The following is a 12,655-nucleotide window of genomic DNA, read 5'->3' as shown; positions in this document are numbered from 1 at the left end:
GCGGCGGCGCTCATCGAAGGCCCCCGCACGCAGTGATCTCGTAGAGCCGCGCGTCGCCGATCTCGCGCACGAGTTCGACCGATTCGGAGGTCGCCAGCTCGTCGAACCCGGTGTAGTCGTGCTTGCCGCCGTGGACCTCGCGGGAGCCGAAGTCGAGCACGAACCCGACGTTCTCTGCCTCGAGCGCCGCGCAGAGCTCCGCGCCGGCGCCGGGCTCGTCGAGTTCGTCGTAGATGGTGCCGACCTCTTCGGAGATGTCCATGAGGGTGTGCGGCATGAGGACGCGTCGGTCCGCGATGGCGTACGCCAGCCCGGCGCCGGTCCACGCGCTGCCGGCGACGGCGACGTCCTCGGGGACGAGTCCCGGCAACTCCTCGAGCAGCTGCAGCTCGTCCGGACTGAGCAACCGCGCGTCATCGGTGAAACGGTAGCCGTCGGCGGCGCCGTCGATCGCACCCGTGATGCTGCGGCCCTGCATGGAGAGCCCGAGGAGCAGGACGGCCAGCGTCGCGACCGCGGCCTGCAGCACGCGCCCGCGATTCGTCACGAGGCGCGTATAGGTGCCCGTCGCGGCCAACTTCTCCCAGAGGCTCGCCACGCCGATGGCGGCGAGCGGGACGATGGCGACGGCCACGAGCGCCGCGAGTCGAGGCGTGTTGTTGTACCAGGACGCGGTGATCAGGTTGCGGATCGTCGCGCTCGAGACGCCGGCGACCACGATGTAGAGCGACCCGGCCACGACCAGGAGCGAGATCGCGACCCAGTCGGCGGGGCGCCGGCGCATCGCGGCGAAGACGACACCGGCGATCATCGCGATCGCGACGACCTCGGCGATCGGCGTGTGGTACATCGAGACCGTGATCACCTCGCCGAGTGCTTGACCGGCGAGTCCGATCGCAGGCCACAGCGTCGCCTCGAGCGGCGGCCGCAGGACGCGGATCGCCACCAACCCGACCCCGAGGTACACCACGAACCCGATGATCGCGATGACCCTCTCGCGCGCCGCGGCACCCGACCTGAGCAGGCGGATGAGCGCGACCACGGCGATCGGCAGCGAGAACGCGAGCCAGGCCATGAATGCGCCGGGGTGCGTCAATGCGAGCGCCGGGAGCGCGCCGGCGAGCACGACGGTCGACCACACCGGATCGAGGCCGGTCGACTCGCGTCCCAGCCGGAAGAGTGCGACCGTGGCGGCCACCGCGGCAGGCACGAGCGCGACACCTGCGTGGTACGGGTAGAGCACGCCGTAGTCGACGAGCAGGTATGGGAACGCCGGGATCGACGCCGCCGCGAGACCGGCGGCGAATGCGACCGACGGCTTCGTGCCGCCGAGCGCACGCGCGAGCAGCACGATGCCGAGCGGCCACGCGACTGCCGAGAAGGTGATCCAGGTGGCGTTCACGGCGACCGGGATCGTGACCCCCGTCAGCTGCACCACGAGCGTCGCGACGTCGTGCCATCCGACCGGGTAGAACCACAGTGCACCGGAGGTCATCGCCCCGACGTCGAGCGGCGAGCCGCTCCCCGTGTCGAGGATGTAGCGGACCGCGTTGAGGTGGTAGATGTTGTCGAACGTCTGCGAGATGCCGCCCGGTTCTCCGACGATCTGCACCGACCTGATCCCGATCACGACGGCGGCGAGCAGAACCCCGACTCCGAACGCCCACATGCCGGCGTTGCCGGCATTCGACGACGCGGACCATGCGCCCTGCGTCGGAGCGGAATCGGATGCCGCCGCGGCACCGCCCCGGCGCGACGCGGTCAGCCGCCTCGCGGCCCAGAGCGCGAGGGCGAGCACGACGGTGAACAGCAGCGCGGGGACCCACGACCAGGTCAGGCCGATGAATGGGGCGACGAGGGCGGCAAGCGCGATCGCCGTCACCGAGAACGGCGCGGAGAGCCCCCACATCCACGCGCCGCGGAGCCCGACCACGCGGGCGAGGAGCAATCCGGGGAGCACCATGATCGCCGCAGCGATGGTCGACGCCCACGCAAGATCGAGCCACGTCATCTCAGGTCGCATCCCTTCACACGCTTCCGGAGATCGGCGGCGTCGGTCTCCAAGGATACCGCCAGCGTCCTGCGGGGAACCGCCACGCCGTCATCGGCGCCCGGATGCCGCTCCGGTGGTCGAGCCGTCCGGTCCGGCCACCCCGGCCGGCATGGGACGATTGACGGGTGACTCTCGACATCATGATGCCGTTCTACGGTCGCATCGACCACTTCAAGCTCGCGGTGCAGAGCGTGCTCGCCCAGACCGACCCCGACTGGCGCCTCGTGATCGTCGACGACGTGTACCCCGACCTGAGCGCGGGCGAGTGGGCATCGGCGATCGACGACCCCCGGGTCACGTACCTCCGCAACGAGGAGAACCTGCGCCCGAGTCGCAACTACCGCAAGTGCGTGAGCCTCATGGAGCATCCGTTCGCCGTGATCATGGGCTGCGACGACATCATGCTCCCCGGCTACGTCGCGCGGGTGAACACGCTGGCCTCCCGATTCCCGAACGCGGCCGTGATCCAACCCGGCGTCGAGGTGATCGACTCCGACGGCGGGCTGCATCGCCCGCTCGCCGACCGGGTGAAGGCGCTCTACGAGCCGAGGGGCTCCGGCGTGCGCATCCTCGAGGGTCCGTCGATGGCCAAGAGCCTCCTCCGCGGCAACTGGACCTACTTCCCGTCGCTCGCGTGGAACGTCGAGCGCCTCCGCCGGCACGAGTTCCGCGTGGATCTCGACGTCGTGCAGGACCTTGCGATGCTCCTCGAGCTCGCCAAGGACGGCGGCTCGCTCGTGGTCGACGACGAGGTCGTGTTCCAGTACCGGCGCCACGCCGAGAGCGTCTCGGCCGTGACGGCCCCCGACGGATCGAAGTTCGCCCAGGAGCGCGTGGTCTTCGCCGAGGCGGCTCGCGACCTCTCGGAACTCGGATGGCACGGTGCCGCGCGGGCGGCCAGGCTGCATCTCACCTCGCGCCTGCACGCGGCGGCGGACCTGCCCAAGGCCGTGCTGGCGAAGGACCCGAAGGGCTTCCGCAGCCTCGCACGGCACACGTTCGGTCCCGCCCGCGTCGAGTGAGTCGACGCGGGCGGATCCCTCGGCTCAGTCGGAGGAGCCTCGGAGCGATCGGTCCCAGCTGGCGGCCGACGTGATCTCGGGCAGTGCCTCGCGATACTGCTTCGAGAGGGCGTCCCATTCCTTGCGGGTCCGCAGGTTCAGCCGCACCGCATCCACGAGCTGCTTGCGGAACGTGCGCGGGTTGCGGACATGCCACGTGGCGCCGGACCCCTCCGCATTGCTGACGAGCACGCTGTCGTAGCGGCTCACCTCGAACCAGCGCGCATCCTGGTACGGAAGGTGGGCGGACGGCCGGACGGAGGCATCTGCGACCGGACGACGGAAGGCGTGACGCCAGACGGTCTTCAGCAGCCACGACACGAAGGCCAGGCCGCGCGGGCCGGGGTCGGCGCGGCCGGTCGCCACCTCGGGGATGTCGCGCGCCGCGAACTTCGGCATGTCGGTGGGATCGCGGAGCAGTTTCGACTCCCGGAACTGCGAACCCAGCGCCCGCACCCGCGGAAGGCGGTCGAGCATGTCCGCGTGCAGCTGGTCCGGGCCCTCGAAGACGTTCCGGATGGCCGCGTGCCGCATCGCCACCGTGTAGTAGTCCATGGTGAACAGGTTCTTCACGTCGATCGCGAGGTTCGAGCGCCAGAGCTTGCCGCCTCGTGCGGCCGGCGAGTGCAGCAGGGCCGCGACGAGGCGGTTCCGGGCGTGGAAGAACGCCTGCCAGTCGTGCGAGTCGTCCTTGTCGACCCAGGACACGTGCCAGACCGCCGCACCCGGGAGGCTCACCGTCGAGTGCCCGTGCGCGCGGGCCCGCAACGCGTACTCGGCGTCGTCCCACTTGATGAACACCGGGAGGGAGAGTCCGATCTCCTTGATGATCGAGACCGGGATGAGTGACATCCACCACCCGTTGTAGTCGACATCGAAGCGGCGGTGCAGCCAATTCGTCTGGCGCAGGTTCGACTCGGCGAGATCATGCCTCGCGGGGGTGAACGGCCCCCACATGAACGGCTGCCAGTGGATGCCCTCGGCGAAGGCATGCAGCTTCGACTTGTCGTACATGTCGAACATGTGGCCGCCCACGATCGTGGGCTTCGTGCAGTGGTTCGCGAAGAGGACGGCACGCCGCAGGCTCTCGGGCTCGATCTCGACGTCGTCGTCGAGCAGGATGATGTAGTCCGACGCGTCGGCCTCGCTCGTCTCGAGCATCCCGCGGGAGAAGCCGCCCGAGCCGCCGACGTTCGCCTGCTCGATGACGCGCAGTCGATCGCCCAGTCGCTCGGCTGCGAGCGGGAAGCCCGCGTTCTCGACGATGCGCTCACTGCCCTGGTCGACGACGAGGACGCGGTCGATGTACGCCATCGCGTCGTCGTCGTCGCCGATCTCGGCGATCAGCTTGGTGCAGTAGGCCCCGCGGTTCAGCGTCGTGATCGACACGGTGGCGCTGCCGTCGACGACCGCGCTCTCGCCGTCGAGCGCGAGCCAGTCGGCCTGGACGAGCTCGAGCGGCTCGTCGCCGGCGATGAGGTCGAACCACAGCCAGCCGCCGTCGAGGAAGGAATTGAACGGCAGGACGAATTCGCTCGTCGTCGCACCCGTGACCTCGACGCCGTCGACCCGCTGGATCACGCCGCGCGCGTTCGAGCGGAACACGACGACACGACCGGGCCCCTCCGTCTGAACACGGAGGCGGGTGCCGGTGAGCACGGTCCACGCGTTCCAGTAGCTCGCGGGGAACGCGTTGAAGTAGGCCGCGAGCGAGACGGTCTCGGAGGCGGGCAGGCGGAGGCCGCGGCGCCCGCTCAGCCAACTCAGGCCGTTGCGGCTGGTCACCCGCGAGGGGCGCCGGTCGTGGCCCTCGATGAAGAGCCCGCGTGCCTTCGCGAGCAGGTTGTCGTCACTGTCGCCCGAGTAGGACCACGACCACGTCTCCGCATCGAGGTAGAGCGGGAGGGCCTGGGGATCGCCGTGCTCCGGGAAGATCACGCGCTGCAGCACGAGGGGATCGGTCGTCATGGTTTCCTTCGATCTCGAGAGTCGGCGGGCGAGCGTCGTACGAACGGAGGGCTCAGCCGAACGCCGGCTTCAACTTGTTCTCGAACATGGAGAGCGCGGATCCGATGGCCATGTGCATGTCGAGGTACTGATAGGTGCCGAGGCGTCCGCCGAAGTACACAGCAGCCTCGGCTTTGGCGAGCTCGCGGTAGGCGAGCAGCTTCTCGCGATCGGCCGGGGTGTTGACCGGGTAGTACGGCTCGTCCTCGCGCTCCGCGAACCGGGAGTACTCGCGCATGATGATGGTCTTGTCGGCGGGGTGCTCGCGCTCGGGGTGGAAGTGCCTGAACTCGTGGATTCGCGTGTACGGCGTCTCCTCGTCGGCGTAGTTCATGACCGACGTGCCCTGGTAGTCGCCGATCGGGAGCACCTCCCGCTCGAAGTCGAGCGTCCGCCAGGCGAGCTCGCCGCGGGTGTAGTCGAAGTAGCGGTCGACGGGACCGGTGTAGACGATCGGCACCTTGCCGACGAGCGCCGTCTTGTTGATGGGCTGCGACTCGTCGAAGAAGTCCGTCGAGAGCCGCACCTCGATGAGCGGATGGTCCGCCATGCGCTCGATCCACGCGGTGTATCCGTCGACGGGAAGGCCCTCGTGGGCATCGTTGAAGTAGCGGTTGTCGTACGTGTAGCGGACGGGGAGCCGCGAGATGATCTCCGCCGGCAGTTCGCTGGGGGACGTCTGCCACTGCTTGGCCGTGTAGTCCCGGATGAAGGCCTCGTAGAGGGGGCGGCCGATGAGCGAGATCGCCTTCTCCTCGAGGTTCGCCACGTTGGACGAATCCACCTCGGAGGCCTGCGAGGCCACGAGGTCGCGGGCCGCCGCCGGTCCGTGCGCCGAGCGGAAGAACTGGTTGATGGTGCCGAGGTTGATGGGGAGCGGGAACACCTCGCCGCCATGCGTGGTGTAGACCTTGTGCACGTAGTCGGTGAACGCCGTGAACCGGTTCACGTACTCCCAGACGGTCGGGTTCGAGGTGTGGAAGAGGTGCGCTCCGTAGCGGTGCACCTCGATGCCGGTCTCGGGATCGGCCTCGCTGTACGCGTTGCCGCCGATGTGATCGCGGCGATCGATGACCAGCACGCGCTTGCCCAGTTCGGCGGCGCAGCGCTCGGCGATGGTCAGGCCGAAGAACCCGGATCCGACCACCACGAGATCGACGTCAGTCGTCACGATTTCTCCCATTCGTTCACGACGGCCGCGCGGGCGCGGCCGACCTTCGATTGTACCCGGGCGGCCCCTCGGCCCCCGGCCGTCCGGACTCGGGGGGCGGTGCACAGCGCGCGAGGCGGGCTGGCCCGATCAGCGCTCGGCGAGCAGGCGCGTGAGATAAGTGCCGTAGCCGCTCTTCACGAGCGGTGCGGCGAGTCGCTCGAGCTGGGCGTCATCGATCCAGCCGGCGCGCCAGGCGATCTCCTCGATGCAGCCGATCTTGAATCCCTGGCGCTCCTCGATGACGCGCACGTAGTCGCTCGCCTGCATCATCGACTCGAACGTCCCCGTGTCCAACCACGCCGTTCCGCGGTCGAGCACCTGCACCTGCAACCGGCCCCGTTCGAGGTAGCGCTCGTTGACCGTGCTGATCTCGAGTTCACCGCGGGGGCTCGGTTCGACGTCCTTGGCGATCGCGACCACGTCGTTGTCGTAGAAGTAGAGACCGGGAACGGCGTAGTTGCTCTTCGGCTCCTCCGGCTTCTCCTCGATCGAGACGGCACGGAACTCGTCGTCGAACTCGACCACGCCGTAGGCCCGCGGGTTGCTGACGTGGTACGCGAAGATCAGCGACCCGTCGATGTCGGTGTTGCCGCGAAGCGCGGTGCCGAGGCCGGCGCCGTGGAAGATGTTGTCACCGAGGACGAGGGCCACGCTCTCGTCGCCGATGAACTCCTCGCCGATGATGAAGGCCTGCGCGAGGCCGTCGGGCGAGGGCTGCACGGCGTACTCGAGCCGCATGCCGAGGCTCGACCCGTCGCCCAGGAGGGCCTGGAACTGATCGGAGTACTCGGGCGTCGTGATGATCAGCACCTCGTTGATGCCCGCCATCATGAGCGTCGACAAGGGGTAGTAGATCATCGGCTTGTCGTAGATGGGCATGAGCTGCTTCGAGATGCCCTTGGTGATGGGCCACAGGCGCGTGCCGGAGCCGCCCGCGAGGATGATGCCGCGCATCAGGCGGCTCCGCCCAGGCTCGCGTAGAACCGCTTCGCCTCGTCCCAGGTCGGGAGGAGTCCGGCGGCAGCGGCCTCCTCCAGGCCGGGCGCGACCTCGTCCTTCGGCGACAGGAGCGGAACGCCCGCCTCGGCCGGGAACTCGAGGCCCACAGCCGGGTCGAGGGGGTTGATGCCGTGCTCGCGCTCGGCATTGAACGGCGCGCTGACCAGGTAGCTCACGATCGCGTCGTCGGTCAGGGCCACGAAGCAGTGACCGAGGCCCTCGGAGATGAAGATCGCCTTGCGGTCCACGTCGTCCAGCCGGACGGCGTCCCACTGGCCGAAGGTCTCGGAGCCGACCCGGATGTCGATGACGAAGTCGAGCACGGCGCCGTGCGTCGCCGTGACGTACTTCGCCTGGCTCGGCGCGATGTCGGCGAAGTGGATGCCGCGCACGACCCCCCGCTTGGAGACGGAGGTGTTCGACTGCACGATGGGGAATCGGCGCCCGATCTCCTGCTCGAGGCGATCGCCCCGGAACCATTCGAGGAAGACACCCCGGTCGTCGCCGAATTGCTTCGGGGTGATCTCGTAGCTGTCGGGGATCTTCAGTTCGCGGATCTGCACCGCAGGAGTCTACCAATAGGACGCATCGGGACTCACCCGCGTCCGCGTGACCGCAGCGCGGAACTCGCACGGCGCATCGGCGCGGTGATCTTCCAGCTGGTGCTGGTCTCCAGGTCGCGCACGCGCTGCTCGGCGGCGGCGAGCTTCGCGGCCGCCGCCGCGTGGCGGGCGGCATCCGCCCTCGCCTGCGCCGACGCGCTGATCCGGCGCCCGCGCTCGTGGTAGAAGTCCCTGACCTCGTCGCCGTCGACCCGGCCCGCGTCGAGGAACGCCGACATCCGCGCCGGCACCTCGGGGCCGACCGCGAGCACGCCGAGGCCGTGCCCGTGCTCGAACCCGAACGACGGGTATCTGTCGCGGACCTCATCCCAGAACTTCCAGACGCCGAAGTCGCGCTTGCGCTCGGTGGTGTCGTGGCAGATGACCACGCCCCGATCGGAGACGTTGGGGAGCCACGACTCGAAGTCGTGCCAGACATCCTCGTATCGGTGCCGGCCGTCGATGTGGAGCAGGTCGATGCTCCGGTCGGGGGTCGGGCCGGCGAAGTCGTCGAACCACCCCCGATGCAGCTCGCCGATGCCGGGATACAGCTCGGAGGTCGTCGCCGCGACGGCGTCGTACACCGCCTGCCCGTAGAAGCCGGCATGCTCGTCGCCCATCCACCCGTCCGTCGCCGTGACGACGGTGTCGAGGCCGAGCCGCTTCACCGCCTCGCAGAACACGAAGTACGAGAACCCGCGATGCGTCCCGAGCTCGACGATCGTGCGCGGCTCGACCGCGTCCACGAGCCAGAAGGCGAAGGGCGCGTGCTGGTACCAGGCCGAGCCGACGAAGCGCTCCGGCTCCCAGTACGATGCCGCGCTGATCCATGGGTGTTCCCGCACGTGGGCCCTCCTCGCTCTCGACGTCCCGAACTTCGCGCGCGAAGCGCTCAAGGTAGACTCTCGCAGGCAGCGCACGATCACAAGGAAAGGCATTCATGAAGATCCTCGTCACCGGAGGCGCCGGGTTCATCGGCTCGAACTTCGTGCATTTCGTGCTTGCGAACACCGACCACTCGGTGACCGTCCTCGACAAGCTCACGTATGCCGGCAACCGCGCCTCGCTCGAGGGCCTGCCCGAGGAGCGCTTCGCATTCGTGCACGGCGACATCGCCGACGCCGGGCTCGTCGACCAGCTCGTGCCGACCCACGACGCGGTCGTCCACTACGCCGCCGAGAGCCACAACGACAACTCGCTCGACGACCCGCGGCCGTTCCTCGAGACGAACATCATCGGCACCTACACGCTGATCGAGGCGGCTCGGCGCCACGGCGTCCGCTTCCACCACATCTCGACCGACGAGGTCTACGGCGACCTCGAACTCGACGATCCCGCCCGCTTCACCGAGCAGACCCCGTACAACCCGTCGAGTCCGTACTCCTCGACGAAGGCCGGCAGCGACCTGCTGGTACGCGCCTGGGTGCGTTCCTTCGGGCTGCAGGCCACGATCTCGAACTGCTCGAACAACTACGGGCCGTACCAGCACGTGGAGAAGTTCATCCCCCGTCAGATCACGAACGTGCTCCGCGGCGAGCGCCCGAAGCTGTACGGCACGGGCGAGAACGTGCGCGACTGGATCCACGCCGACGACCACTCCTCCGCGGTGCTCACGATCCTCGAGCGCGGTCGCATCGGCGAGACGTACCTCATCGGCGCCGACGGCGAGAAGAACAACAAGGACGTCGTCGAACTCATCCTGACCGAACTCGGACAGCCGGCCGACGCCTACGACCTGGTCACCGACCGCCCGGGCCACGACCTCCGCTACGCGATCGACTCGACCAAGCTTCGGACCGAGCTCGGCTGGACGCCGAGGTTCTCCGACTTCGCGGCGGGACTCGCCGACACGATCGCCTGGTACCGCGACCACGAGGACTGGTGGGTTCCGCAGAAGGACGCCACCGAGGCCCGCTACCTGGCACAGGGGCAGTAGGCGTGCGGGTGCTCATCACCGGGGCCGCCGGCATGCTCGGCCACGACCTGCAACGTGCGTTCGACGGCAGGGAGGTCACGGCCCTCGGCCGGGCAGACCTCGACGTGACGGATGCCGCGGCGGTCCTCGATGCCGTCGCGGGCCACGACGTGGTGGTCAACGCCGCCGCGTACACGAAGGTCGACGACGCGGAGACGCACGAGGCCGAGGCCTACGCGATCAACGCGACGGGTGCGGCGAACCTCGCCGAGGCCGCACGCGAGCACGGCGCGAAGCTCGTGACCGTCTCGACCGACTACGTCTTCGACGGGTTCGCGAGCGAACCGTACGCCGAAGACCGGCCCCGGGATCCGATCAACGCGTACGGCCGGACCAAGGCGGCCGGCGAGGAGTTGGCCCTCGCTGCGCACCCCGAGGGCACGTACGTCGTCCGGACGGCCTGGCTCTACGGCGAGGACGGGCCGAACTTCGCCGCCACCATGCTCCGCATCGCCGCCCAGCGCGAGACCTGGACCGTCGTCGACGACCAGGTCGGGCAGCCCACCTGGACGTTCGATCTCGCGACCCGAATCCGCGAACTGCTCGAGGCCGACGCCCCCGCCGGCATCTACCACGGCACGAATTCCGGCCGCACGAGCTGGTTCGGGTTCGCCCGCGCCGTACTCGAGGAGGCCGGGCTCGACCCCGAACGCGTCCAGCCCACGACGAGCGCGGAGTTCGTCCGCCCGGCGCCTCGGCCGGCGTTCAGCGTGCTCGGCCACGACGCCTGGCGGACCGCCGGCCTCGAGCCGATGCGGGACTGGCGCGCGGCCCTCGCCGCATCGGGGATCGCTGCCCCCGCGGCTTCCTGAACCGTCGCGCTCCCTGATCTCTTCGCGGCATCTCGGACGATCGCATCGGACTCAGTGCTCCGCGATCGCGCCGCCGTTCGCGATGAACCGCCGATAGGCGACCTTGCGCACCGGCTCGGGCACGAACCGGTAGAGGCCTCGGACGGCGACGTTGCGCACGTGCTGGCGCCTGGTCGTGAAGCCGATCGCGCGGAGAGCCCGCTGCAGGGCGAGCTCGCTGCGCCATTGCGCGCGGCCGCCGCGGCGCGCATACGCTCCCGCCCCGACGCGGTACATGACGAGCGGCTCGGCGAGGTTGCCGACCGCTGCGCCGCCGGCGATCATGCGGGCGAACAGCCAGTAGTCCTCCATCAGTCCCATCGGCTGGTAGCCGCCCACGCGATCGACCGCGGAACGCCGGTAGACGACGGTGGGATGGCTGAAGGGATCGTGGAAGCGGGAGTATGCGGCGATGTCGGCGGCATCCGTTCGAGGCACCCGCTTGCCCACGATGGAGCCGTCGTCGTCGAGGAACTCGAGCATGCCGGTGCCCACCAGGTCGAGGCCGCCCTCGACGAGCGGCACCTGCTTGGCGAAGCGTTCGGGCAGCGAGATGTCGTCAGCGTCCATTCGGGCGACGATGTCGTGCTCGCTCAGCGCGAGCCCCTCCGTCAGGGCGCGCGTGAGGCCGACGTTCTCGGCGATGACATGGTGGACGACCGGCACCGGGCATCCGGCGATCGCGGCCTCGATCGCCGCGGCGAGCGGCTCCCCGACCGGTCCGTCCTGCACGAGGACGACCTGGTCCGGCCGGCGCGACTGCTGGGTGACGCTCGACGTGAACGCCTTCGCGAAGTGCGCCGCGTCGTCGCCGCGGTAGACCGGCATGAGCAGCGCGAACGGTTCCCCCATCAGGGCTCCACTGCGCGCACGGCGTCGCTGACCCCGCCGAGCCCGGCGAGCGCCGAGCCGTTCGGACGCGGCCGCGTGCGCGTGCCGTCGCGGTAGCCGCGCCTCCAGCCGTCGCGGAGCACCTGCCGGTCGGCCGACCTCGCGAACGTGCGGATCCACCGTCGGACGCTGGACCCGCCGTAGACGAGCTTCTCGAACGCGGAGAGGCTCTGCGATCGACGGAACATCCAGAGCTTGTTGCGCACCTCGTAATAGAACCTGGGCCCGGGGTCGGCGTCGGTGGCGCCGAGCACCTTGGTCTTGTGCACGACCACGGATGCCGGAACGTGCAGGCCGCGACGACCGCGGAGCACGCGCGTCGAGTACTCGAAGTCGTCGTTCCAGATGAAGTAGTCGGCGATGGGCAGGCCGACCTCGCGAACGACGTCCGCGCGCACGAGCATCGAGACGAACGAGGTGCTGCGCACCGGGATGCCACCCGCCCTGGCGGCCGCGACCCGTTCGGCCTTGGCCGCGAACGGCTTGGCTCGAGGCGTGTTCATGGGATGCTCGGTGCCGTCGGTCCAGATGACGCGGGAGCCCGCCGCCGCGACATCGGTGCCCTCGACCGACGTGAGCAGCGCCTCGAGGGCCCCTTCGGTCGGCACCGTGTCGTCGTCCATGAGCCACAGCCAGTCGGGGTCATGGCGTTCGAGCGCCACGGCCATGCCTGCGGCGAACCCGCCGGCGCCGCCCGTGTTGCGCGCCAGCTGCTCGAGGTCGACGAGGTCGCCTGCGGCTCGTGCGACGTCGGCGGTGTCGTCGGTGGAGGCGTTGTCGATGACGACGACCCGGGCGACGGGGGTGCGCTGCGAGGCCAACGCCTGGAGGACCTCGACGAGCAGGTCGCGACGGTTGTAGGCCACGACGACTGCGACGACGCGCGGTGGATGCCGGTTCGGACTCATCTGACTCTCATCAAGCTCTGGGGGACATTCCATCTTGCCCTGCCTTCGGCCGGCGTGCCGACCATGGGCAGGCCTTCCCGTCGGATTCGCGGCGC

Annotated in this window: 11 protein-coding genes; 3 read left to right on the top strand and 8 right to left on the bottom strand. The window is 69.3% G+C overall.

Going from position 1 to position 12,655, the window contains the following annotated elements; all coding sequences use genetic code 11:
- Positions 1-10: 10 nt before the first annotated feature.
- The gene (locus tag GQQ95_RS04895) at positions 11-2,011 is read right to left on the bottom strand and encodes a DUF6541 family protein (RefSeq protein ID WP_157426541.1); all 2,001 of its coding nucleotides are present in this window, start codon (positions 2,009-2,011) and stop codon (positions 11-13) included.
- A gap of 167 nt (positions 2,012-2,178) precedes the next feature.
- Here GQQ95_RS04895 and GQQ95_RS04890 point away from each other — a divergent pair, with 167 nt between their 5' ends.
- Entirely contained in the window at positions 2,179-3,075 is an 897-nt protein-coding gene (locus GQQ95_RS04890) for a glycosyltransferase family 2 protein (RefSeq protein WP_157426540.1), read from the top strand.
- A 24-nt stretch (positions 3,076-3,099) separates the two neighbouring features.
- Here GQQ95_RS04890 and GQQ95_RS04885 read toward each other — a convergent pair whose 3' ends face one another.
- The 5 genes from GQQ95_RS04885 to GQQ95_RS04865 form a co-directional block, all read right to left on the bottom strand.
- Positions 3,100-5,082, bottom strand: coding sequence for a glycosyltransferase (locus GQQ95_RS04885; protein WP_157426539.1), 1,983 nt, complete (start codon positions 5,080-5,082; stop codon positions 3,100-3,102).
- Positions 5,083-5,134: 52 nt separating this feature from the next.
- Positions 5,135-6,292 carry a UDP-galactopyranose mutase gene (gene glf / locus GQQ95_RS04880; RefSeq protein ID WP_246205189.1) on the bottom strand — a complete coding sequence of 386 codons (1,158 nt, stop codon included), beginning with the start codon at positions 6,290-6,292 and terminating at the stop codon, positions 5,135-5,137.
- A 129-nt stretch (positions 6,293-6,421) separates the two neighbouring features.
- Positions 6,422-7,288, bottom strand: a complete 867-nt coding sequence (gene rfbA, locus GQQ95_RS04875) for a glucose-1-phosphate thymidylyltransferase RfbA (protein WP_157426537.1) — start codon at positions 7,286-7,288, stop codon at positions 6,422-6,424.
- Positions 7,288-7,896, bottom strand: coding sequence for a dTDP-4-dehydrorhamnose 3,5-epimerase family protein (locus tag GQQ95_RS04870; protein ID WP_157426536.1), 609 nt, complete (start codon positions 7,894-7,896; stop codon positions 7,288-7,290). Before GQQ95_RS04870 ends, rfbA begins: the two co-directional genes overlap by 1 nt.
- Before the next feature lie 32 nt (positions 7,897-7,928).
- Entirely contained in the window at positions 7,929-8,780 is an 852-nt protein-coding gene (locus GQQ95_RS04865; protein WP_170296959.1) for a class I SAM-dependent methyltransferase, read from the bottom strand.
- Positions 8,781-8,875: 95 nt separating this feature from the next.
- On the opposite strand from GQQ95_RS04865, the gene rfbB reads away from it, so the two are divergent.
- A complete protein-coding gene (gene rfbB, locus GQQ95_RS04860) occupies positions 8,876-9,871 on the top strand; it encodes a dTDP-glucose 4,6-dehydratase (protein ID WP_157426534.1) in 996 nt (331 codons plus the stop codon).
- Between the two features lie 2 nt (positions 9,872-9,873).
- The gene (gene rfbD / locus GQQ95_RS04855) at positions 9,874-10,722 is read left to right on the top strand and encodes a dTDP-4-dehydrorhamnose reductase (RefSeq protein ID WP_157426533.1); all 849 of its coding nucleotides are present in this window, start codon (positions 9,874-9,876) and stop codon (positions 10,720-10,722) included.
- Positions 10,723-10,773: 51 nt separating this feature from the next.
- On the opposite strand, the gene GQQ95_RS04850 is transcribed toward rfbD, so the two are convergent.
- Both GQQ95_RS04850 and GQQ95_RS04845 read right to left on the bottom strand, forming a co-directional pair.
- Positions 10,774-11,613 carry a glycosyltransferase gene (locus GQQ95_RS04850; protein ID WP_343032760.1) on the bottom strand — a complete coding sequence of 280 codons (840 nt, stop codon included), beginning with the start codon at positions 11,611-11,613 and terminating at the stop codon, positions 10,774-10,776.
- A complete protein-coding gene (locus tag GQQ95_RS04845) occupies positions 11,613-12,560 on the bottom strand; it encodes a glycosyltransferase (protein ID WP_157426532.1) in 948 nt (315 codons plus the stop codon). The genes GQQ95_RS04850 and GQQ95_RS04845 overlap by 1 nt, the downstream gene beginning before the upstream one ends.
- Positions 12,561-12,655 lie beyond the last annotated feature (95 nt).

Origin of the sequence: Agromyces salentinus, assembly GCF_009749395.1 — a bacterium.
Lineage (GTDB): Bacteria > Actinomycetota > Actinomycetes > Actinomycetales > Microbacteriaceae > Agromyces > Agromyces salentinus.
Note: the sequence above shows the minus strand (reverse complement) of the source record. Positions and strands in the feature narration are given on the sequence as shown.

Bases quoted from the DNA above. Each gene is read 5' to 3' on its own strand.
- rfbB (WP_157426534.1), top strand. From the start codon at position 8,876: ATGAAGATCCTCGTCACCGGAGGCGCCGGGTTCATCGGCTCGAACTTC.
- rfbA (WP_157426537.1), bottom strand. From the start codon at position 7,288: ATGCGCGGCATCATCCTCGCGGGCGGCTCCGGCACGCGCCTGTGGCCC.
- GQQ95_RS04845 (WP_157426532.1), bottom strand. From the start codon at position 12,560: ATGAGTCCGAACCGGCATCCACCGCGCGTCGTCGCAGTCGTCGTGGCC.
- GQQ95_RS04850 (WP_343032760.1), bottom strand. From the start codon at position 11,613: ATGGGGGAACCGTTCGCGCTGCTCATGCCGGTCTACCGCGGCGACGAC.
- GQQ95_RS04885 (WP_157426539.1), bottom strand. From the start codon at position 5,082: ATGACGACCGATCCCCTCGTGCTGCAGCGCGTGATCTTCCCGGAGCAC.
- GQQ95_RS04895 (WP_157426541.1), bottom strand. From the start codon at position 2,011: ATGACGTGGCTCGATCTTGCGTGGGCGTCGACCATCGCTGCGGCGATC.